The sequence below is a fragment of the Herbaspirillum lusitanum genome (assembly GCF_046025995.1).
GTDB classification, from domain to species: domain Bacteria; phylum Pseudomonadota; class Gammaproteobacteria; order Burkholderiales; family Burkholderiaceae_D; genus Herbaspirillum; species Herbaspirillum lusitanum_A.
In genome coordinates this window covers 1-23,441 of the sequence record NZ_JAQQFM010000011.1, presented here as the reverse complement: position 1 = coordinate 23,441, position 23,441 = coordinate 1, and the positions used below count along the sequence as shown (strand labels likewise).

16 protein-coding genes are annotated in these 23,441 nt (G+C 59.6%); 12 read left to right on the top strand and 4 right to left on the bottom strand.

Annotated features, from left to right (window positions below; genetic code table 11):
- Nucleotides 1-52 precede the first annotated feature (52 nt).
- From PQR62_RS21800 to PQR62_RS21790, 3 genes are all read left to right on the top strand, one after another.
- Nucleotides 53-730, top strand: a complete 678-nt coding sequence (locus PQR62_RS21800) for a response regulator (RefSeq protein ID WP_408160147.1) — start codon at nt 53-55, stop codon at nt 728-730.
- Between the two features lie 139 nt (nt 731-869).
- Complete coding sequence (phoR, locus tag PQR62_RS21795; protein WP_408160146.1) at nt 870-2,168, top strand: phosphate regulon sensor histidine kinase PhoR; 1,299 nt, start codon at nt 870-872, stop codon at nt 2,166-2,168.
- Nucleotides 2,169-2,614: 446 nt separating this feature from the next.
- Complete coding sequence (locus tag PQR62_RS21790; protein ID WP_408160145.1) at nt 2,615-4,243, top strand: methyl-accepting chemotaxis protein; 1,629 nt, start codon at nt 2,615-2,617, stop codon at nt 4,241-4,243.
- A gap of 75 nt (nt 4,244-4,318) precedes the next feature.
- Here the strand turns inward: PQR62_RS21790 and PQR62_RS21785 are convergent, their stop codons facing one another.
- Complete coding sequence (locus tag PQR62_RS21785; RefSeq protein WP_408160144.1) at nt 4,319-4,519, bottom strand: hypothetical protein; 201 nt, start codon at nt 4,517-4,519, stop codon at nt 4,319-4,321.
- A gap of 475 nt (nt 4,520-4,994) precedes the next feature.
- Here PQR62_RS21785 and bcsA point away from each other — a divergent pair, with 475 nt between their 5' ends.
- From bcsA to bcsZ, 4 genes are read left to right on the top strand one after another with little or no spacing between them, the layout of a single operon-like run.
- Nucleotides 4,995-7,427, top strand: coding sequence for a UDP-forming cellulose synthase catalytic subunit (bcsA, locus tag PQR62_RS21780; protein ID WP_408160143.1), 2,433 nt, complete (start codon nt 4,995-4,997; stop codon nt 7,425-7,427).
- Complete coding sequence (locus PQR62_RS21775) at nt 7,402-9,786, top strand: cellulose biosynthesis cyclic di-GMP-binding regulatory protein BcsB (protein WP_408160142.1); 2,385 nt, start codon at nt 7,402-7,404, stop codon at nt 9,784-9,786. Before bcsA ends, PQR62_RS21775 begins: the two co-directional genes overlap by 26 nt.
- Nucleotides 9,787-9,802: 16 nt before the next feature.
- A complete protein-coding gene (locus PQR62_RS21770) occupies nt 9,803-12,628 on the top strand; it encodes a cellulose synthase subunit BcsC-related outer membrane protein (RefSeq protein WP_408160141.1) in 2,826 nt (941 codons plus the stop codon).
- Nucleotides 12,625-13,890 (top strand): cellulose synthase complex periplasmic endoglucanase BcsZ, encoded by a 1,266-nt coding sequence (bcsZ, locus tag PQR62_RS21765; RefSeq protein WP_408160140.1) that lies wholly within the window; start codon nt 12,625-12,627, stop codon nt 13,888-13,890. The genes PQR62_RS21770 and bcsZ overlap by 4 nt, the downstream gene beginning before the upstream one ends.
- Before the next feature lie 276 nt (nt 13,891-14,166).
- Here the strand turns inward: bcsZ and PQR62_RS21760 are convergent, their stop codons facing one another.
- From PQR62_RS21760 to PQR62_RS21750, 3 genes are all read right to left on the bottom strand, one after another.
- Nucleotides 14,167-15,486 carry an MFS transporter gene (locus PQR62_RS21760; protein ID WP_408160139.1) on the bottom strand — a complete coding sequence of 440 codons (1,320 nt, stop codon included), beginning with the start codon at nt 15,484-15,486 and terminating at the stop codon, nt 14,167-14,169.
- Nucleotides 15,487-15,687: 201 nt separating this feature from the next.
- Nucleotides 15,688-16,440 (bottom strand): SDR family oxidoreductase, encoded by a 753-nt coding sequence (locus PQR62_RS21755; protein WP_408160138.1) that lies wholly within the window; start codon nt 16,438-16,440, stop codon nt 15,688-15,690.
- 141 nt (nt 16,441-16,581) lie between these two features.
- The gene (locus PQR62_RS21750) at nt 16,582-17,427 is read right to left on the bottom strand and encodes an ureidoglycolate lyase (RefSeq protein WP_408160137.1); all 846 of its coding nucleotides are present in this window, start codon (nt 17,425-17,427) and stop codon (nt 16,582-16,584) included.
- Nucleotides 17,428-17,982: 555 nt separating this feature from the next.
- On the opposite strand from PQR62_RS21750, the gene PQR62_RS21745 reads away from it, so the two are divergent.
- The 5 genes from PQR62_RS21745 (at nt 17,983) to PQR62_RS21725 (ending at nt 22,982) form a co-directional block, all read left to right on the top strand.
- Entirely contained in the window at nt 17,983-18,591 is a 609-nt protein-coding gene (locus tag PQR62_RS21745) for a TetR/AcrR family transcriptional regulator (protein ID WP_408160136.1), read from the top strand.
- Between the two features lie 106 nt (nt 18,592-18,697).
- A complete protein-coding gene (locus PQR62_RS21740) occupies nt 18,698-19,378 on the top strand; it encodes a type 1 glutamine amidotransferase domain-containing protein (RefSeq protein ID WP_408160135.1) in 681 nt (226 codons plus the stop codon).
- Nucleotides 19,379-19,510: 132 nt separating this feature from the next.
- Entirely contained in the window at nt 19,511-20,968 is a 1,458-nt protein-coding gene (locus PQR62_RS21735) for an NAD-dependent succinate-semialdehyde dehydrogenase (protein ID WP_408160134.1), read from the top strand.
- Between the two features lie 41 nt (nt 20,969-21,009).
- Nucleotides 21,010-22,167 (top strand): alkene reductase, encoded by a 1,158-nt coding sequence (locus PQR62_RS21730; protein ID WP_408160133.1) that lies wholly within the window; start codon nt 21,010-21,012, stop codon nt 22,165-22,167.
- Nucleotides 22,168-22,223: 56 nt separating this feature from the next.
- A complete protein-coding gene (locus tag PQR62_RS21725; RefSeq protein ID WP_408160132.1) occupies nt 22,224-22,982 on the top strand; it encodes an alpha/beta fold hydrolase in 759 nt (252 codons plus the stop codon).
- The last annotated feature ends 459 nt before the right edge of the window (nt 22,983-23,441 follow it).

Below are 23,441 nucleotides of genomic sequence, written 5' to 3'. Positions count from 1 at the left end.
ATACGGCGCCGGACGGAGACCCGGCGCCGCTTTATTAAGACCAAGTCATCAGATGACCACTATCCTGATCGTAGAAGACGAACCATCGATTGCCGAACTGATTGCCTTCACGCTGAAGGAAGCCGGCTGGTCCAGTTTCGTTGTGTCGAATACCGCCGCCGCCTGGGACTTCGTCCAGCACCGCGCACCGCAGCTGGTGTTGCTGGACTGGATGCTGCCCGATCGCAGCGGCCTGCATCTGCTGTCGCGCATCCGCGGCGACCGCCAGTTGCAGCAAATGTCGGTGATCATGCTCACCGCCAAGAGTATGGAAGAAGACAAGATCGCCGGCCTCGACAACGGTGCCGATGATTACATCACCAAACCTTTCTCCCCGCGCGAACTTACTGCGCGCATCAAGGCGCTGCTGCGCCGCAAAAGCCCCGAGCATGCACAGGAAGTGATGCAGGCCGGGCCGGTCACCCTTGATCCCGCCAGTTGCTCGGTGATGATCAATGAGGACAAGATCGACATCGGCCATGCCGAATACAAGTTGCTCAAATTCTTCCTGGCGCACCCGGATCGGGTATTCTCGCGCAGTCAGTTATTGGATAGAGTGTGGGGCGACCATGTGGTCATCGAAGAGCGTACCGTGGATGTTCACGTATTGCGTCTGCGCAAGGCATTGCGCGACGCCGAACACCTGATCAAGACCGTACGCAGCGTCGGCTACATGCTCTCGGCGAAGTAATCGCCACCGGCAGCAACAGCCATCCCGTCAGCGATTGTCGTGTGCAGCAGACCCATAGCGGTCGCGCGCGTCCGATAATGCGCAGACGGCATGCTGAAATGCCGGCACACTCCGGGCCCCGTTTTTAAGATCGTTTTCAATGAATCCACAATTGCTGTTCTGGATTCCGGCCGTCCTGCGCATCGTCTTGTGTGTGGCAGGCGCCGGACTCGTCTGGTTTTTCTTCGGCGCCATCGCCGGGCTGGCGGTGGCATTTCTGAGCATGCTGGGCATGGTGCTTGGACAGTTGTACTGGCTGTTCCGCCTCGGCAGCTGGCTCGATGATCCGGCGCAATCGCGTTCGCCCGACGGCTGGGGCGCCTGGACCGATGTCTTCGCACGGCTGTATCGCATGCGCCGCGACGATGAAAAGCATCAGGCCGAACTGGCCGAATGGCTGGCGCGTTTTCGTCAGGCCATGAGCCTGTTGCCGGATGGTGTGGTGATCATGGACGACGTGCTGTTCCTCGAATGGTGCAATCCGGCAGCGCAACGCCATCTGGGTTTGCAGCAGGAGCGCGACAAGGGCATGCGCGTCACCAACCTGATCCGCAATCCCTCGTTCATCGATTACATCATTCTCGGCCGCTACGAGCAGCCGCTCACGCTCAGCCTGCAGGAACGCAAGCTGATCGTGCAGATCATTCCCTTCGAAAACCGGCGTCAGATCCTGGTGACGCACGATGTCACCGAAACCGAACGCATCGACATGATGCGGCGCGACTTCGTCGCCAATGCTTCGCATGAACTGCGCACGCCGCTGACGGTGATCAACGGTTTCCTGGAAATCGCGCTGGCGCAGCCCGGTCTGGATATGGAGATCCGCACCTCGCATCTGAAGCTGATGACCGAGCAGGGCCAGCGCATGCAGAACCTGATCAACGACATGCTGACGCTGACGCGGCTGGAGTCGGTCGATTATCCGCTGCGTGCCGAGCTGGTGCACGTGCGGCCCTTGCTGGAAGGCATTCTGGAAGAAGCGCGCGCCTTGTCGGCCGGCAAGCACAAGCTCACGCTGGAAATCGAAGGCCCCAATCTCAAAGGTAATCTGGATGAGTTGCGCAGCGCCTTCAGCAATCTGGTGACCAATGCCATTCGCTACACGCCGGAAGCCGGCAGCATCAGCTTGATCTGGAAGTCGCATGAGCGCGGCGCCAAGTTCGTGGTCAAGGACACCGGCATCGGCATCAGCCAGGAACATATCGCGCGGCTGACCGAGCGCTTCTATCGCGTCGACAAAAGCCGTTCGCGCGAAACCCAGGGCACCGGTCTCGGCCTGGCGATTGTGCGCCACGTGCTGCTGCGCCATCGCGCCACGCTGGAAATCGCTTCGGTGCCGGAGCAGGGCAGTACCTTCAAGGTGGTGTTTCCTGCCAGCCAGACCGTGATCCCGGCATAGTTTCCGCCGGGCTTTGCTGTCCCACTTGAAAATAATGCCGCATCGAAACAGCCGAGCTGTCGCTCAAGCCTGTACGCGAGCATGGGTGCGATAAAACCTGTCGATGCGTGTGCGGCTGCGTACTTTCCGGGCAGCCATGTTGCCGTACAGATCGCTTGCATGCTGCCGTTGGTCAACAGCGGGTCTCAGATAAATAACTGATGGTAAATAGCCTTTTATATGCGAGGGGCTTTACACATCTTCCACCCTCTTTTCTTCTTTTTGGTTTTTTGCGGCGACTGTCAAACTGCTGACGTGGTTTGAGATTGTTGTCTTTTGGCTCTGCTAGGTAGAACTACCAATACCTGAACAGTCCGCTTCATGTTGACAATGCGACCACATGGAATCGGCGGCGGGAGCCGCCACGAACGCAAGGGCGCAACAGATCGCCAGGGAGAGTCAGAGCAATGGGTATCTTCACCAATATGAAAATCGGCCGCCGTCTGGGCCTCGGGTTTGCAGTCATTTTGTCAGGAGCAGTGGTCATTACCGGTTTCGGCGTCTGGCGTCTGCAAAGCGTGGCCAGCGCCACCAGCGTCATGATGCAGCAGCCGCTGGCCAAGGAACGCCTGGTCTCCGACTGGTATCGCACCATCCACACCAGCGTGCGCCGCACCACCGCCATTGCCAAGAGTGCCGACCCCAGCCTGACCACTTTCTTCGCGGAAGAAGCGGCTGCCGCCAGCAAGCTTTCCAGCCAACAGCAGAAGGATCTGGAAGCCTTGCTCAGTTCCGACAAGGAAAAAGAATTGTTCGCCCAGCTCGGCGAAGTGCGCAAAAAGTACATCACCGCGCGCGATGCGATCTCCAAGGCCAAGGCCGATGGTCAGGTGGAGGAAGCCAATCGGATCCTCGATCAGGGCTTTGCCACAGCGTCCAAGGGCTATCTCGACTATCTCCAGCAATTGCTCGATCTGCAGCGCGCCAACATCGACCAGAGCGCGCGCGACGTGCAGCAGACCTATGAACAGGGGCGCAATCTGATGGTGCTGCTGGCGGCGCTGATGCTGGCACTCGGCTGGTTGCTGGCATGGCGTCTGGCGCTGGGCATCACGCGGCCGCTGACGCGCGCGGTGGATACGGCGCAGGCCGTCGCCGCCGGTGATCTGAGCGGACGCATCGAAGTCGCGTCCGGCGATGAAACCGGCAAGTTGCTGCAGGCGCTCAAGGTGATGACCGCCAACCTGGCCGCCATCGTTTCGCAGGTACGCAGCGGCACCGACTCGATCACCGTCGCCTCGCGCGAAATCGCCAGCGGCAATATGGATTTGTCGGCGCGCACCGAACATCAGGCCGGTTCATTGGAAGAGACTGCGTCTGCGATGGAAGAGCTGACCTCGACCGTGCAGCAGAATGCCGAGAATGCGCGCCAGGCCAATCAACTGGCGGTATCGGCTTCCGACGTCGCGCAGCAGGGCGGCGATGTGGTGCAGCAGGTGGTCGGCACCATGGGCGCGATCAATGAATCTTCGCGCAAGATCGTCGATATCATCGGCGTGATTGACGGCATCGCCTTCCAGACCAATATCCTGGCGCTGAACGCTGCGGTCGAAGCCGCGCGCGCCGGCGAGCAGGGCCGCGGCTTCGCGGTGGTGGCCTCGGAAGTGCGCAGCCTGGCGCAACGCTCGGCCGCTGCCGCCAAGGAAATCAAGTCCCTGATCGACGATTCGGTGAGCAAGGTCGATGTCGGCAGCAAGCTGGTCGAGCAGGCCGGCAGCACCATGAACGAAGTGGTGACCAGCGTGCGTCGCGTGACCGACATCGTGGCCGAAATTACTTCTGCCAGTCAGGAGCAGAGCGACGGTATCGGCCAGGTCAATCTGGCGATTACCGAAATGGACAACGCCACACAACAGAATGCCGCCTTGGTGGAGCAAGCCGCCGCTGCGGCGCAGGCCATGCAGGATCAGGCCGCCAAGTTGGGCGAAGTGGTGAGTCAATTCAAGCTGGCGGCGCATGAAGCCGGCTTGGGGGCCGCCGCCACAGCTGCGCGCAGCGTGGATATCACGCCGGGCAATCCGGCTCTGGGGCGTTAAATCCGAGGCGGACCGGTTTTGCTGACTGGTCCGCTGCTGTGTTTTCAGCCTGGCCTTTGCTCCGGAGTTGAAGGCTCAGGATGATTTGGCTTTACTGATTTCCGGTACGCCAACAGGCCGTCGCTCGTATGCTTTTGCAGCGCCTGCCAGGCTTCGATGGATGATGCCATTGCCGTTGCGCTCATCATGCTCATGGCAGTCGGGAGCATCAAGCACGCCGCCTTTGCCGTCAGAGGTGGCGGGCTTGAACGTTGTCGATTTCAGACGGATTTTCATCACAACTCCCTTTCTTTGGTTGACGCCGGCGCGCATCGTCAGAGCAGTGCGCCTGCTTTTTAGCCAGCCAGGATCTGCCGCGCATCAGGGAAACCCCTATAGAAAAAGCGATTTGAACTGAGCAAAATCGACTTATCAGGATGAAATAACTTTTTAGCAACAAAAATAGTTAAACTTTTAACAACTTATGGAAAAATAATTGACGTATTGATAATATTATTGTGATGCAGCCTTAGTGGTTTTACGATGTAAAACTAGGTCTAATTTAGTTGGTGCAAGGTAATATTGTGCTTTCCGGAAATTTTCATCGATTGGCACCCAGCGTTGCAGCCCAATCCGTTCAAGCGCCCGCAAGGCAGGCTCGCCCGGGAGCATGGGTCTGCAGCAACTGAGCCGCATATGAATCCGGGATCGATGGTGTGGAGCCATCTCTCTGAATGCCTGAATCGGAATACCTGAGAAAGAACCGTACGTAATGCCTATCTCATCCAGCCGCCCCGATCCCGCAGCGAAGGTGAAGCTTGCACCGGCGCAGCCGCGCCGTACGTGGATGGAACGCGTCGGCCTGGCTGCGACCTGGATCGTGGTGGGCCTGATCCTGCTGGCGGCGATTTCGATCCGGCTTGATCTGCATGCGCAATATGTGCTGTCCGGCGGCATCATCCTCATCATGCTGCTGCTGCGCGCCTTCGGTTATATCAATCGTTTCCGTGTGTTCTTCCTGCTGTTGTCGAGTTTTCTGCTACTGCGCTACATGTGGTGGCGCACCTTCCATACGCTGGGTTTCGAAGGCGTGCTCGACGCGATTTTCATGATTCTGCTGTACATCGCCGAGGTGTATGGCATCACCATCGCGTTGCTCAGTCTGTACGTCAACGTCTATCCGCTCACGCGCACTTCGCCGGTATTGGATCTGACGCCCGGCAAGCTGCTGCAGGTCGACGTGTTGATTCCGACCTACAACGAGCCCACCGATATGCTGGAAATCACGCTGCGGGCAGCGCTCGACATGCGCTACCCCGGCACTCATTTCAAGGTTTATCTGCTGGACGACGGCGGCACCGTGCAAAAGCGCACCCAGGCCTCGCCGGCCAAGGCGGCCGAAGCGCAGCAGCGGCATATCGACTTGCAGGAACTGGCAGCACGCCACGGCGGGATCTACCTGACGCGCGAAAAAAATCTGCACGCCAAGGCGGGCAACGTCAACGAAGCGCTGGCGCATTGCAGCGGCGATCTGGTGCTGATACTCGATGCCGATCACGTGCCCACCGTGGATTTTCTGGAAAAGACCGTCGGCTTTTTCCAGCGCGATGAAAAACTGTATCTGGTGCAGACGCCGCACTTTTTCACCAATCCTGATCCGGTGGAAAAGAACCTCGACATGTTCGGCCGCATGCCGCCGGAAAACGAAATGTTTTACGCTGTCATCCAGCGCGGGCTGGATTTTTGGGACGGTGCCTATTTCTGCGGTTCGGCCGCCGTGATCCGGCGCAAACATCTGGATGAGGTCGGCGGCATCGGCGGCGTCTCGATTACGGAAGATGCGGAAACTGCGATGAAGCTGCACGCCAAGGGCTATCGCAGCGCCTATCTGAACGAACCGCTGATCTCCGGCCTGCAGCCGGAAACCTTCGCCAGCTTCATCGTGCAACGTCTGCGCTGGGCGCAGGGCATGGTGCAATTGTTTTTGCTGCGCAATGTGTTCAGCATGAAGGGCCTGTCGATTCCGCAGAAGCTGTGCTACTTCTCCAACACTTTTTACTGGTTCTTCAGTTATGCGCGCGTGATGCTGCTGCTGGCGCCGATGGCTTATCTGGTGTTCGGCCTGCGCTTCTACAACGCCAGCATTCCCGAGTTCTTTGGTTACGGCTTGCCGGCCATGGTGGGCGCGATACTGACTTCGGATTATCTGTTCGGCCGCTACCGCTGGACGCTCATTTCCGAAGTCTACGAAATGCTGCAATCGCTGTTTTCGCTGCAGGCGATTTTCCAGGTGCTGCGCAATCCGCGCGCACCTGGTTTCAATGTCACGCCCAAGGGCGAGCATCTGGAACAGGACACCATTTCGCATCTGGCCGGTCCTTTCTATTTTGTCTATGCGATGGTGGTAGTGACCATGATCGTCGGCGTCTGGAGGCTGGTGCATGACAGTGCTCATGCCGATGTGATCGCCTCGGCGCTGGGCTGGAATACGCTCAATCTCATCATCCTCAACGCGTGCATCGGCGTACTGTATGAGCGCAAGCAAAGGCGCGCGACTGCACGCGTGCCGGTCGACCTGCTTGCTGAAGTCGTCAAAATCACTGTGTCCGAGGCCACGCCGAAGGAACTGACGGACGCCATCGAAGAGGGCCCGACCGTGCGCCTGCAGGGCGCCGTGAAAGCCGCCGCCGAGGCGGTCTGGCATGCGCCCCTGGAATGCCGAGTGATCGACATTTCGGCCGGCGGCGCGCAGCTGCAGTTCGATATCGCGGTGGCGCAGCAGGTCGACCTGCAGATGAATCACATGCACATCTACAACCGGGCGATGGGTTACGACAGCCTGGTGCCGATCGAAGTGCGCAATACCTTTGTGTCGGCCGACAAACGCAAGGTGGTGGTCGGTGTGCGTTTCACCGATCGCAGCGTGGCGGGTTTGTCGGAAACCGTGTCGCTGTCTTCGGGCGACAGTCAGCGCTGGGCCGATTACCGCGCCAAACGGAATCGTCGTCAGGGTATCTTCAGCAGCGTGCTGCTGATCGTCAAGCTGGGCACCGTGCATGTCAGCGCCCAGTACGTCATGTTCTTCAAGGGTCTGGGCATGTACCTGAACCGCCGCGTGTTCCAGCCTATGGTTTCTTCCCGTTTTTTTGCATCGCTTCCTTACAAGATCAAAAAATTCTATGACTACATTTTCTATCAGCACTGAAGCGATGCTTGCATCTGCTCCGCCCCGCACTTCGCCGGCCTTGTTGAACGGCCTGCTGCTGGCCGGCCTGCTATTGAGCGCCACCTTAGGCATGGCGCCGGTCTCGGCGCAAGCGCTGACGCCGCTTGCACCGGCTGCCAAACCTGTCGTTGCGATGCCGCCGGCTGCCGTGGCTGTGAGCAATCCGGCCAAAGACAATGGCTTGCGCATCGTGCCGCTGGCCAATCTGAGCGCCAAGGGCGGTCCGCTGCATCTGACGCGACTGGACGGTGCTGCGATGCTCAGCATTCCAGTGTCGCGCCGCGAAAACATCAAGTCGGCGGTGCTGCATCTTGTGTCGACCAACTCCATCGCGCTGAGCGACCGTTCGCAACTGGTGGTGCGCCTCAACGGCCGCACCATCGCACAATTGCAATTGTCCTCGCGCCAGCCGGAAATCACCGCCGATATCCGCCTGCCGACCGAGCTGCTGCAACCGGGCTACAACCAGTTGCTGTTCCGCGTCGCGCAGCACAGTCAGGATAGTCAGTGCGAAGATCCGAACGCGCCTGAACTGTGGACCGAGATTGATACCACCGCGTCCACCTTGCGCCTGCAGACCGAGCTGAAAGCCTTCGCGCCGCAACTGGACGATCTCAACGATCTGTTCGATCCCAAGCAGCAGGCGCCGCAAAAAATCAACATCATCACCGCCGCGCATCCCGGTTCGGACGAAGCACTGAGCACCGGCGGCATGCTGGCGCAAGGCATCGGCCTGAAGATGCGCTACACGCTGCCGACGATACGTCAGGTGGATGCGCAAGCCAGCAGCGGCGGCAACGGCAACGGCGGCGTGGCGCCGGGGCTGGCGCTCAACGCCTTGAGCGGCGCCGACAACCTGCTGGTCGGCACGACTGCCGCCTTGAAGCCTTACCTCGATCCCAAGATCCTGGCGCAGATCAAGGACAGTTTCCTTGGCGTGTATCCGATGCCCGATGGCCAGCATTTCATGATGGTGGTGTCCGGCCGCACCGACAAGGAAGTGCAGCGTGCGGCGGAAGTATTTGCCTGGCAGCATCTGGAATTCCCGCAGCAGAATCAATGGAATATTTCCAGCTTCACACCACCGGCTTTGCCGGCTTATCTGCCGCAGGCCAACATCGCGGCGCAGGGGATCTACAGCTTCAAACAGCTTGGCTTCAATACCTCGGCGATCACCACCGTGAAGCCGGCCGAAATCAATGTGAATCTGCCGCCTGACGTGTATGCGCAGGAAGATGCGCAGATGGAGTTCCATCTGAATTTCTCGCAGGGCGCCAAGATCAATTCCAACATGGTGATCAACCTGTATCTGAACGACGTGTTCCAGCGCGCCATTTCAGTGGAAGACCGCCAGGGCGGTTTCTATGAAAACTACCGTCTGAATCTGCCGCTGCGCAATTTCCGTCCGGGTAATAACGTGCTGTCCTTCCGTCCGCTGATCATGCCGAATCGTCTGTGCGATCAGACCGGTCCGCTGCAGATGAGCATGTTTGACGACTCCTCGGTGAAGGTGCCTTACATCTATCGCTTCGCGCAGTTGCCGGATCTGGCGCGTTTCGCCAGCAATGCATTCCCTTATGTCACGCAAAGCGATGGCGGCCGTCTGAGCCTGCAAGTGGCCGACAAGGACAGCGCCACCATCGGCGCCGCATGGACGCTGATGGCCAAGCTGGCGCAAAAGCAGACCGTGCCGCTGGGCTCGGCACAGATGACCTACGGCGTGCCGTCCGCCAATCGCAATGTGATCGTGGTCGGCACCGTCGGTACCTTGCCCAAGGACTTGCTGGCTGATGCGCCCTGGAAGCTGGATGGAAATCTCAGCTTCGCCGGTGCTTCGATTGCGATGGCCAGCCCGTCGCAGGAGTCCAACTGGTTCCGTCAGCAGTTCCAGACGCTGGCCGGCACCAACCGCAGCAACACCGATTCCGGCTATCTGAATACCGGCGTCAGCGGCGACGTCAAGCTCAACAAGCAGATGCTGGTGATGCAGTTCCGCTCCGAGAAACTCAATGACGTCACCACCACCGTGTTTGCGTCATCGAGCCCGGCGCAACTGCAGGAAGGCATGAACCAGCTGGTCACGCCGGCTTACTGGAACAACATGGCCGGCGACGTCACGCTGCTGTCCTTCGGCAAGCCTGAAGTGGCTACGCAGCGCATCGGTCCGACCTACGATGAAGGTCATATCGGCAAGGCCGAGTATCTGGGCTACGTCGCCTCCAAATATCCTTGGTCCTGGTATGGCGTGGTGGTGGTCGCGCTGATCATTCTGGCCTTGTTGTGCCTGCGTCTGCTGCGAATCTATCTGCGTCGCCGCCAGGCTCAGCAGGATGTCTGAGCAGGCGGTGGATGAAATGAAACCAGTACGCGTGCGCAGTACCATCGGCCTCGGTCTCGCGGCGCTGCTGGGCACAGGCTGCGGCCTGATTGCGCAGACCTCGCTGGCGCAGCAGAGCAATGTCAGCGGCGTACAGCGGCAGGCGCAAGGCATCTCGGTGCAGCGGGGCGACGCCGATGCGCAAATCACGCAGCGCAGCGGCGAGCAGGTGCAACGCAAGGTGCAGCAGGATTTGCTGCGGCGTCAGCGCGATGTGCAGGCGGCGACGCTGGCTGCACGCCAGCGCGCCCAGTACGCGCTGCAGCGCGAGAACGTGCAGCAGCAAGTTGCGGGCGCCGATGCCAATCTGCAAGCGAACCAAGGCAAGCCCGGCGTCGACGACCGGCCCTTGTGGAATCTGCTGCGCGCCAAACGGCTGACGCAGTTCGATCAGCAACTGCTGCGCACACGTCAACAATTTCCCGACTGGGCGCCGCCTGAGGGCTTGCTGGCGGAACGCGTGCGACAGCAGCAGGATCTGGATATCGACCAGGCCTTGGCCAAAGCCGGCAATGCAAAGGCCGGCGATGCTGCGGCATCGTCAGCTTCTCTGGAGCCGCTGTTGCAGGTGATACAGCACTATCCGGAACAATTTTCCTGTACCCGCATCGACCGGTTATGGCGTGGCGCCGAGTTGCTGGCCAAGGCCGGCCGCGGCGATCAGGCTTTGACACTGTATCGCAGCGTATTTCCGGATTGCGCACCGTCGGGCAATCGCATCGCCACCTTGTACATGGCGCAGCAAAGTCTGGGTGCCGACAGCGCCGCGATGGAACAGCTGATTGCACTGGAAGCGGCCGGCGGCAAACGCGATGCCGACAGCGAGACAAAATTTGTGCGTCTGCAATACGACCGCAGCCTCACGCGCATGGCGGCGGCCACGCCGGATAGCGACACCGCCTTGCAACTGACACAGCAGCTCGCGCCGCAGATCGAGAACTATCGTGATGGCGCGGCGGCGACATTGAGCGGCTGGATCATGCTGGCGCATCGGCGCAGCGATGAGGCTGAAATCTGGTTCCAGCGTGCCTCGGGATGGATGCCGGCAGCGGTGGATGCCCAGCTCGGTCTGTTGCAGATCAGGCTGGAGCGCAAGGACATCGCCGGCGCTGAACAACTGCTCGCGCAGCCGGGCGTCGCCGCCGATCCGCGCGCCCGCGCGCAGCGCGCGCGGCTGAGCATGTTGCGTGCCGATGAATTGAATCTGCAAAAGGATTACGCCGCCAGCCTGCGCGCCCTGGACGAAGCCGAGCGCTTCGGAGCGACGCCGCAGCAGACCGGCCAGTTGCGCGGATGGAATCTGTACGGCAGCGGTCGTTATGAACAGGCCTCTGCCTTGTTCGCCGCGCAGTACCGCAGCAAGCACGAAGCGCGCACGGCGGAAGGCTGGGCCCTGAGCGAAAGCGCGCGCGGCCGCTTGCCTGAGCTGAGCATCATGCCCGAGGCGCAAGAGGCTCCGCTGCAAGCCTATGTCAGCGCACTCGAAAGCCAGCAGCTGTATTACCGCAAGCAATTCATCGAAGCCTATGCGCTGCAAAAGCAGGCCGAACAGAATGTGACGCAGACCGCGCTGAGCGACGGTGTGGCCGCACAGGAGCTCGGCAAAAGCCTGCAATCCTATTTGCCGAAGAATCTCAAGGGCATCGACTCGGCCTCGATCAGCACCGGCTTCACCTTGTCGAATCATGCCGGCGCCAACGGCCAGGGCCATCTGGAAACGCTGGCGCCTGCGGTGCGCGCCGAATGGATGGATGGCACGCGGCAATACAACCTGCGTTTGCGCCAGCTGACGCTGAATGCCGAAACCATACGCGCCGATCAGGTGGCGCAGGCGATCGGTGTGCCGGCTTCTTATCAGGCATCGGGCCGCGTCAATGCGCAGGAGCTGTGGTTCAGCGTCGATGACAGTCTGTGGCTCACCAGCCTCGGCCGCATCAGTTGGCAAGCAGCGCTCGGCGCCACCGATGGCGGCGCCGGCGGCAGCGATGTCTACGGCCAGTTGAGCGCCGGTCAGCAAACGGCGTGGGGCAGCTGGTCGGCCTATGCCGGCAGCAATCCGGTGCGCGATTCGCTGTTGTCGTGGCGTGGGCTGAGTTTGCCGGGCAGCGGCGATTATTGGGGCGATGTGCGGCGCAATACGCTGGGCGTACGCAGCCTGATGCAATTGAGCAAGGATTGGAGCATGTCGGCCAATGCCGAGCTGGCGGGTTTCAGCGGCCACAATGTGCAAAGCAATCGTTCGGTGGCCTTGGATCTCGGCGCCGGTTACAACTTCAAGCTGGCCGGCTTCGATTATTTCAATATCGGTCCGGCCCTGCACTATCTTCACTTCGACAACAACCAGAATCAATATAGCTGGGGCCTCGGCGGCTATTACAGCCCGCAACGTTCGCTCAGCACCGGCATCGCCTCGCAGTTCATGACGCTGGAAGGGCAGAGCAGCCAGCTCTCCGGCAATCTGGAGCTGGGCTGGAACAGTTCCGGCGAGTCGGCGTCATCCTGCCTGCCGGTCGGTTTGCCGGCGGCGTTTGCCTCGGTCAATCGCGCTGCCGTCAATTGCGGTTACAGCGGTAGTCGCGACAGCGGCATGTACGCGCATGTACAACTGGCGATGGTCAAGCGCCTGAGCGAGCGCTGGCAGATCGGTGCGCTCGGCGACCTGAATGTGACGCCGGGGCGCGACCGGCAATATGCCGGTATGCTGTTCGTGCGTTACTTCTTTTCGGCGCGCGATGCGGTGTTCAGTCGCGACTTGCCGAAGAACACGCGCGACTTTTACGGACAAATGGATGATGGCCGATGAAATCAGCAAGCGCATTGCCCCGCTTCAGCACCACGCGTTTTTTCACACTGACTGCACTCGCGCTGTTGGCGGGTGCGGGCAGCGCCATGGCGGCGGAACCGAGCGGGCCTGAGGTCGGCCAGCCCCCGCCGGCCTGCGCCGAACTCGATGCCCGGGTCACGGCCTGGCCGCAGTGGGATCGCTTCAAGCAAGGTTTTCTGCAAGCCGACGGCCGCGTGATCGATTACGCCACGGAGATCCAGCAAACCACGTCCGAAGGCCAGTCCTACGCCATGTTCTTCGCGCTGGTGGCCAACGATCCGGCGCGCTTTGCCACCTTGTGGGCCTGGAGCCGCGCCAATCTGGGTTTGGGCAGCGACAAGCTGCCGGCCTGGCAATGGGGCAAACGCACCGACGGCAGCTATGGCGTGGTCGATGCCAATTCGGCGGCCGACTCAGATCTGTGGATTGCGTACGCCCTGGTGGAAGCCGGGCGTCTGTGGGCCAAGCCTGAATACGACGCCGCCGGCATGAAGTTGCTGGAGCAGATCAAGCAAAAGGAAATCGTGGATTTGCCCAAGCTGGGTTCGATGCTGCTGCCGGGGGAAGTCGGCTTTGTGCTCGGCCCCAAGCAATGGCGTCTGAATCCGAGTTATTTGCCGCTGCCGCTGTTGCGCCGCATGGCGGCGGTGGATGCATCCGGGCCGTGGAATGCCATGGCCAGTTCCACCGTGCAGCTGATCCGGCAGGCGGCGCCACATGGTTATGCGCCGGACTGGTTGTTGTACGACGGCGCGCGCGGCGCCTTGCCCGATACCGAAAAGCCGGGCGTCGGCAGCTACGATGCCATTCGCGTGTATCTATGGGCCGGCGTGACGGCTAACGGCGATCCTTTGGCGCAACCATTGCGGCAGGCGGTCGGCGGCATGGGGCGCTATGTCGCGGCGAATCAGGACAAGAGCGGTTTGCCGCCGGAAAAGGTGGATACCCGCAGCGGCGCAGCCGAGGGCAAGGGGCCGGTCGGGTTTTCCGCCGGTCTGTTGCCGTATCTGAAAAACTCCGGCCAGGACAGCAGTTTCAAGTCGCAGCAGCAACTGGTGCAGGAGCGCTGGAATCAGGCCACCCAAAAGCCGGTGCATGCAGCCGACGGCTCGCCGACGGATGGCAAGGGCGAATTCAATTACTACAACAGCGTGCTGACGCTGTTCGGTCTGGGCTGGGCGCAGGGACGTTATCGTTTCGATACTGATGGTAAGCTGCTGCCGGCCTGGGTGTGCAATTGAGGCGCAGTTGATCAGGCCGTACCGATGCAGCACTCAGGAAGCACTAAAAGAAAAAACGCCGGATGGCGTAATGCCGTTCAGTGAAGAAAAGATTTCCCGGCCAAGCCGTGCGGGCTGAGTAGGTAAGCAGGGCTGTGTCCAAGCCAGCCGGCGACGTCCACAGCGTTTGCTTGCCCTTTGATACGCTGCTTGGCAGCTACTCAGGGCGACCGGAGTGGAAATCAAAAAGAAAAACCCGCCAGATGGCGGGTTTTTCTTTGTCTGCGGCAATTGAGCTTACTTCTGCGCAGGTTCGCGGAAGTAAATGCGCTTCGGCAGCGCCCACAGCAACAGCGCGGCGCCCAGCAGGCATTCCAGCGCAACCACGTACAGGCCGATGGCGGCGCTGCCGGTCAGATCGCGGATCTTGCCGACCATGTAAGGGGTGATGATGCCGCCCAGTTGGCCGACCGAGTTGATCAGCGCGATGCCGCCTGCCGCTGCGGCGCCGGACAGCACGCGCGGCGGCAGAATCCAGAACAGGCCGATGCCCGAGATGATGCCGGTGGCGGCGAACGACAGGGCGATCACCAGGATCAGCGTGTTGTTGCCGAAATAGGCGGCAGCGGCATAACCGACGGCGCCGGCGATGGCGCATGCGGCCAGGTGCCAGCGACGTTCGCCGGTGCGGTCGGAACTGCGGCCGATGAGGATCATGCCGAGGCCGGCGCAGAGGTAGGGCACCATGGTGATCAGACCGATGATGAAGGTGTCATCGGTGCCGGCAGTCTTGATCAGCTGCGGCATCCAGAACACCAGACCGTAGATGCCGGAAGCCAGCACCAGATAGATCAGCGACATGGTGATGGTGGACGGCTGCTTCAGCGCATCGCGGAAGGAGTGCACGGCTTCGCTCTTGGGCTCTTCAGCCAGGCGTGCCAGCAACAGCTTCTTTTCATCATCCTGCAGCCAGCGCGCATCCTGGATGTTGTCGTCGATGACGATCCAGCACACCACGCCCAGCACGATGGACGGAATACCTTCCAGCAAAAACAGCCATTGCCAGCCGTGCAGCGAGCTGACGCCGTGGGTGAACTTCATAATGCCGCCCGAGATCGGGCCGCCGATGATGCCGCACACGGCAATCGCCGCCATGAACAGCGAGTTGATGCGACCGCGACGCACCGACGGAAACCATTTGGTGAAGAAGTACAGCGCGCCCGGCACGAAGCCGGCCTCCAGGCTACCGATCAGAAAACGCAGCACATAGAAGCTGGTTTCGCTGGTGACGAACATCATGGCCGCCGAGGCGATACCCCAGGTCACCATGATGCGGGCGATCCAGCGTTTCGGACCGACCTTGTGGAGGATCATGTTGCTCGGAATTTCGAACAGGAAGTAGCCGACGAAAAAGATACTTGCGCCGAGGCCGTAGACGGCATCGGAAAAACCCAGATCGCTTTGCATCTGCAGCTTGGCGAAACTGATGTTGACGCGATCCAGATAGGCGAACACGAAACAGATCATCAACAAGGGCACGAAGCGCAAGGTGATTCTGCGATACAGATTGCTTTCTTTCAGATCCTGCGCGGCGGCCGGATAGGGGACTGCTGACATTGTTATCTCTCCTCTTTGTAAAAACGAAGGCGCAAAAGTCCGCCCGCCGCGGGTGCCACGGCAGGAAACTAATGAAAATTAATTATTGTTATGAAGGGCGGCGAGAGAATTCCGCCGCCTTTGCTGCTCGGATCGCTGATCCCTGACCTGGCCGGACGCCAGCTGCAGTGTTTGCTGCTGCAGCCAGCGTTGCAGCCGGGATCAATAGGTCGCGCGTCCGCCCGACAGATCGAACACCGATGCGGTGGTGAACGAGTTTTCTTCCGACACCAGCCAGGTCACCATGGCGGCGATTTCTTCGACCTTGACGAAACGACCGCGCGGGATCTTCGACAGCATGTAGTCGATGTGCGCCTGACTGCACTGTTCCAGAATCTTGGTCTGCGCCGCAGCCGGAGTAATGGCGTTGACGGCGATGTTCTTGGTGGCGGTTTCCTTGCCCAGGCTCTTGGTCAGAGCAATCAGGCCGGCCTTGGCTGCGCTGTAGGCGGAGGCCGTCGGGTTGCCTTCCTTGCCGGCGATCGACGCGATGTTGACGATGCGGCCGTAGTTTTGCTTGATCATGCGTTGCACGACCACCTGATTGACGTAGAACGCGCCGTTCAGATCGATGTCGATGACGCGACGCCATTCTTCGGCCGAGTACTCGGCGACCACGTTGTTCTGGCCGGCGATACCTGCGCTATGCACCAGCACGTCAATCGATTGTGTGACTTTTTCGGTTTCTTCAATGGCGCGCTGCACGGCAGCCTGATCGGCGATGTTGACTTGCACGATCTCGACATTGCCCAGCGGCTCCAGCTTGGTGCGCGCTTCTTGCAGGACCTTGGCGTCCATATCCCACAGCACGACCTTGGCCTTGCCTTGCAGCAGACGTTCAGCGATGGCGAAACCGATGCCTTGTGCACCGCCGGTGACGATCGCACTGCGACCCTGGAAATCATAGTGATTCATGTTTGCTCCATTCTCTGTAACTCTTGAGGAAATCTTTGGTGTCCGCCTTTTCTGTGAGGCGGTTTGCAGACTGTTCGATCCGGCTGCGCGGCTGTCCGTTATGAACGGAGCAGGTCGGCGCAGCCGGAGCGGGCAACGCTATCAGGCGTCGATGGTCTTTTGCTGTTGTTCACCCAGGCCGTCGATGCCCAGACGCATGGTCTGGCCGGCGCGCAGGTAGACAGCTTCAGGCTTGACGCCCATGCCGACGCCCGGAGGCGTACCGGTCGAGATCACGTCGCCAGGCTGCAGGCTCATGAACTTGGACAGGTAGGCGATGACATGCGCCACGCCGAAGATCATGGTGTTGGTGTTGCCGTTCTGATAGCGCTTGCCATCCACTTCCAGCCACATGCCCAGCTTTTGCGGATCGGTGATTTCGTCGCGCGTCACCAGCCATGGACCGATAGGACCGAAAGTGTCGCAGCCCTTGCCCTTGTCCCAGGTGCCGCCGCGTTCGATCTGGTATTCGCGTTCGGACACGTCGTTCACCACGCAATAGCCGGCCACGTGCGACAGCGCATCTTTTTCGTCGATGTAAGTACCGCCCTTGCCGATGACCACGCCCAGTTCCACTTCCCAGTCGGTCTTCTTGGAGCCGCGCGGGATTTTGACGTTGTCGTTAGGACCCACCACGGCCGACGTCCACTTGTTGAACACCACAGGTTCGGCAGGGATAGGCAGGCCGGATTCAGCTGCGTGGTCGGCGTAGTTCAGGCCGATGCAGATGAATTTGCCGATATTGCCGACGCAGGCGCCGATACGGGGATTACCTTCCACTACCGGCAGGCTTTGCAGATCCAGCGCGCCGATCTTGGCCAGCGTTGCATCATCCAGCGCAGCGCCATTGACGTCCTTGATATGAGCCGACAGATCGCGGATCTTGCCGTTTTGATCGAGGATGCCCGGTTTTTCTTGGCCGACTGGGCCGTAGCGGAGTAATTTCATGACGTAATCCTTTGATTTGAATAGGTTTGTCTCAAACATCGGGTGGTGTTATAGGCTGCCAGCCGACTCTTTCTTGTTTTTCGAGTTTCGGATATTACCAGTTTATTGGTAAGACCACCAAACAAGTCGCATAAAAAAAGGGCGTTTGAGGGGTGTGTATTTACCTCTTTTGAGTTGTGCTGAGGCGTTGTTGAGCGTGCGAGAACAGGCAGATTCGGTATCGTAAATCGTATCCGGCAGGCCGCTCTGCAGTTGTAGGCGAAAAGTCGAGTCTGTACCCCCGGCGCGGTTGCAGTGGGCACAGCGATCGAGGTGGGCATTGTTCAAGAGCGCCATTTGCGCGGACGTCGACTGGTAACAATCGCTTGTGCCGCGGCTGATTGGCGCCGTTCTTTTCAAGCAGCGTTGCAAGTGCGTTTTGCGCCTCCAGTGAAGGTGCACTCACCGCGCTTGAATCAAATCGAGGGCATGTCGAGGACGTCTCGTTATAAAGAAAAACAAAATTATTTCAAAAGTAACTAGACGACCGGTCTATTCGTTGTTATAGTCCGGTCCATGAACACAGCAAACAACTCCGCAAACCTTGATGTCCGCGAGAATATTCTGGCTACCGGGCAGCGCCTGATGGCCGGCAAGGGATTCTCCGCCGTCGGTTTGAGCGAGATACTGGCGGAAGCCGGTGTTCCGAAGGGTTCTTTCTATCATTACTTCGGTTCTAAGGATGCCTTCGGTGAGGCGCTGTTGGATAACTACTTTGAGGACTATCTGGCCGATCTGGATAGCACGCTGGCGCAACCCGGCCTCACCATGGCGCAGCGCTTGCTGAACTATTGGCAGGCCTGGCAAGACACCCAGTCCTTCCTCGACTGCCAGGGAAAATGCCTGGCCGTGAAATTGGCGGCAGAAGTGGCCGACCTGTCGGAAGCCATGCGCCTCGCAATCCGGCGCGGCACGTCGGGTATCGTCTCTCGTCTGGCCGGGGCCATAGAGGCGGGTGTGACTGAAGGTTCCTTGAGCATCGAAGGCGATGCAGAGAGTGTTGCGCAAAGCCTCTATCAGTTGTGGCTGGGCGCAAGCGTCATGGTCAAGATCGGGCGAAATACCGAACCCTTCGACACCGCCATGCTGACCACGCAACGAATTCTTCATCTTTCCGCCCATTAAGGCGGCGATGAACGGGCATTTCTGAAGAGATGGTTTTTTTTGCCACGTTAATAGACGACCGGTCTATTAGTGGCTTTGATTTTTAACTTCATCCAGGAGCAACACCATGAAAAAAGTACTGATCGTTCTGACTTCCCATAGCGTACTTGGCAACACCGGCCGCAAAACCGGTTTCTGGCTGGAAGAGCTGGCCGCGCCTTATTACGTGTTCAAGGATGCCGGCGTGGAAATCGTTCTGGCGTCGCCACTGGGGGGCCAGCCGCCGCTGGATCCGAAGAGCAACGAACCCGACTTCCAGACCGAGATGACCCACCGTTTCGAAGCGGATGCGGAAGCGACTGCGCAACTGGCCGCCACCGTGCGTCTGGACTCGGTCAATCAGGCCGATTTCGATACGGTCTTTTATCCGGGCGGTCACGGCCCGCTGTGGGATCTGGCGGAAGACCCGCATTCGATCGCCCTGATTGAAGCCTTCATCGCCGCCAACAAGCCAGTCGCGCTGGTGTGTCATGCGCCAGGCGTGTTGCGCCATGTCAAAACGCCAGCCGGACGTCCGCTGGTCGAGGGGAAGAAGGTAACCGGCTTCACCAACACCGAGGAGGAAGGCGTCGGGCTGACCAAGATCGTGCCTTTCCTGGTGGAAGACGAACTCAAGGCCAAAGGCGGTTTGTACTTCAAGGGCGATGACTGGGGTTCGTATGTCATCAGCGACGGTCTGCTGATTACCGGCCAGAACCCTGCGTCGTCGTCGGCTGCCGCCGTCGAACTGTTGCAGCGTATTGCCTGAGCCAACGGCTGAACAGGCACGCAAAACAAGCGTAAGTAGTGCCCTCGCCAGCCTGACGGCTCAGACAACGTCCCGAGCAAACCGTCGTGCTGGCGAGCGCTAATCAATTATCGAATACAGAAAGGTAGTGCCATGCTGGAACGAATCAAAGCCTCAGGTTGGCTGCAAGAGCGCAACTTCATTAACGGCACATGGGTCGCCGCCGACGATCAGAGCACCCGAGGTGTGGATGATCCTGCCAGCGGCACACCGATAGGATCGATTGCATGGTCGGGCGCGGCCGAAACCAGGCGCGCGATTGTAGCTGCGCAGGCTGCATTCACGGATTGGTCTTTGACCACTGCCGCGGAACGGGCAAACTTGCTGTTGAAGATGGCGGCTATCGTGCGCGAGAATCTGGACGATCTGGCCAGCCTGCTCACGCTTGAGCAGGGCAAGCCGCTGGCCGAGGCGCGCGCTGAAATGAAGCTGGGCGCCGACTACATCCAGTGGTTTGCGGAAGAAGCTCGCCGCATCAACGGCGAAATCATCCCCTCGCCATGGAAGGGCCGTCAGATCATGGTGACGCGTGAGCCGGTCGGCGTCGTCGCCGCAATCTCTCCCTGGAATTTCCCCTTCTCCATGTTGGCGCGCAAGATTGCGCCAGCCCTTGCTGCCGGCTGCACGGTGGTCGCCAAACCATCGGAGTTCACCCCATATTGCGCCTTGATCTGGGGTGTGCTGGCAGAAAAGGTGGGTTTGCCTGCCGGCGTGATCAATGTAGTGACCGGCGACGCCGTGGCCATCGGTGGCGAATTGGTAGCGGATGCGAGAGTGCGCAAACTTACCTTCACTGGCTCGACCCGTGTCGGCAAGCTGCTTTATGGGCAGTCTGCTGCGACCATGAAAAAGCTCTCGCTGGAACTGGGTGGTAATGCCCCCTTCATCGTGTTCGACGATGCCGATATCGAGCAGGCCGTTGAAGGCGCGGTTGCCGCCAAATTCCGTAACAGCGGACAAACCTGCATCTGCGCCAATCGTTTCTATGTCCAGGACGGCATTTATGATGAGTTCGCACGCCGGCTGGCGGAGCGCGTATCCAGATTGAAAGTCGGTAACGGGTTCGGTGCAGACGTTCAGCAGGGACCGCTGATCAACGCCGCTGCGGTGGAAAAAGTCGAGGCGCACGTCGCCGACGCACAGGCCAAGGGCGGCAAGATTCTGTCTGGCGGCCGGCGCCACGTGCTGGGCGGCACGTTTTTCGAACCGACCGTCATCGTCGACGCCACTTCCGACATGCTGATTGCGCATGAAGAAACTTTCGGTCCGGTTGCCGCCCTGTTTCGTTTCGAGGAAGAGCAGGATGCCATCGAAGCCGCCAACGCAGAGCCATTCGGCCTTGCTGCGTACTTCTACAGCCGCGATCTGGCTCGTGCGTTTCGTGTCTCGCGGGCGCTGCAGAGCGGCATGGTCGGCATCAATGAGGGCATCGTCACGACTGAAGTCGCCCCCTTTGGCGGCGTCAAGGATAGCGGCATCGGCCGCGAAGGTTCGACTCACGGCATCGACGAATACCTCAACCTGAAGTACATGAGTCTGGGCGGGCTGTAAGCCGTTCATCTTTCCAGCCCACCCGGAAAATCCACATCTCTATGAAAAACACATCACTTTTTACGCCCATTGCACTGGGGCGATACACGCTGAAGAACCGCATCGTTCTGCCGCCGCTCACGCGTCAGCGCGCCGCGCAGCCCGGCGATATTCCTACCGGACTGATGGCCTTGTATTACAGCCAGCGTGCCACGGCAGGTTTTATGATCAGCGAAGGTACGCAGATCGAAGCGCGCGGCCAAGGCTATGCATGGACGCCGGGTATATACAGTCAGGCGCAGATCGACGGATGGCGCAAGGTCACCGCTGCAGTACATGCGGAAGGCGGCATCATCTTTGCGCAGTTATGGCATGTCGGTCGCGTTTCGCATACAGCCTTGCAGCCGGACGGCGCGGCGCCGCTTGCTCCATCTGCGGTGCAGGCGCAGAAGGTGAAAGCCTTCATCGAAACCGAGCCGGGTAAAGGAATGCTGGTGGATCCGTCGATGCCGCGCGAATTGAGCGTGGCGGACATCGGGCAACTTGTTGCGCTTTACGCGCAAGCGGCGCAGAACGCGCTGGATGCCGGATTCGATGGGGTGGAGATTCATGCTGCCAATGGCTACCTGATCAATCAGTTCATATCGACCCATTCGAATAAGCGCACCGATGACTATGGCGGTTCGCTGGAGAAGCGCTTGCGCTTTCTGCGCGAGGTCGTCGAGGCAGTCGCCGCAGTGGTCGGGCCGGACAGGGTGGGCGTGCGCTTTACGCCTTTGTTTACCGGCACCGATGAGGACCGTGTGTATATCGGCTTCGTCGAAGAGGATCCGCATCAGACTTACATCGAGGCGATCAAGGTGCTGGAACAAGCCAGGGTCGGCTATCTGTCGATCGCCGAAGCGGACTGGGACAACGCGCCCGATTTGCCCGAAGCATTCCGGCATGCTGTGCGCCAGACATTCAGCGGTCGCATCATCTACGCCGGTCGTTACACGGCGGAACGCGGTGCACGCCTGATCGATGCGAAGCTGGCCGACCTGATCGCTTTCGGTCGCCCCTTCATTGCCAATCCGGACCTGCCTCAGCGGCTCGCCAACGATTGGCCGCTGAACCCTGTAAATACCGCCACGCTGTATGGCGGCGCGGAGCAAGGGTTCACGGATTACCCCCGGCATGCGGAAACGGCTGCCAGCTTTTCTGCTCAGTGCGAATCGTAAAGTTTCATCCTTTGATTTTTCTCACTTATATATACATCACTTTCCGGAGTATCAAAATGCACTCAACCAAACGTATCGCTTCCTCACTCGTCATGGCTCTCGCAGCGACCTTCTCCCACGCGGCCATGGCCGAGCCGGTCAAGAACATTGTTCTGGTTCACGGCTTTTTCGCCGATGGCTCCGGGTGGCAGGGCGTGGCCAACATCCTGACGCGCGATGGATTTAATGTATCTGTCGTACAAGAACCGGAGACTTCGCTGGCCGACGATGTGAAAGCCACCACGCGAGCGGTCGAGGCCATGGACGGTAATAGCATCCTGGTCGGGCACAGTTATGGCGGGATGGTGATTACCGAGGCTGGCAATAATCCGAAGGTGGCCGGCCTGGTCTACGTTGCTGCGTTCCAGCCCGATGCCGGAGAAAGCCTGCTGGATCTGGTCAAGAAGATGCCGCCGGCAAGCGAGGCGATCAAGGCCACCGCCGATGGCCACCTGTATTTCGACCAGGCGCTGTTCCATGCCGACTTTGCTGCGGATCTGCCGGCGGCTGACGCGAAATTCATGGCGATCTCGCAAGTCATGCCGGCAGTCCAGGCTGCGCAGAGCCCCGTAACGCAGGCGTCCTGGAAGAGCAAGCCGAGCTGGGCGATCGTCTCGACCGCCGATCGCACCGTCAATCCTGGGTTGGAGCGCTTTATGGCCAAACGTGCGAATAGCAAGACCGTAGAAATCAATGGCAGCCACGTCGCTTTCATTGCGCACCCTGCCGAAGTCGCGAAGGTAATCGAGCAAGCTGCCGCGATGTCCGTCAAATGACAAGGGGGCAGGCAGATGTGGTGCGGCCGGGGCGTGTTGTATGACCCTCGCAGGATCTTGGATATAGATGGCAGCCTGAACAGGCGCTGCACTTGCCTTATATGTAAGGGAATGATTTTGCCAGGTGCCCAGTAACGCTTGGGATTGATAGTGGCCGTCCTAACGGGCTACGTTGAAATTTTCGGCTGACTCTGGTTCAACTTTCTGGTGAGATGTTGCGGAGATTCTTGAACTGGCGCTAGCGCCGCATTCACTTCTTGCGTGTTGCAAGGGTTTCTCTAGTCAATGTAGCGAGTGGTTTGCTTCTTTGGACGTGCTCTGAATGCGTGGGCAAATAACAAAAGCCCATCCCGGTAGGGATGGGCTTTTTGTTTTGGTTGTTGGTTTTGTTGGTGTTGAATTCATCCGTGACGCAGAGTGGGCGTGGCTTTGATGGGGTTTGCCGTGGAGCTGTGTGTG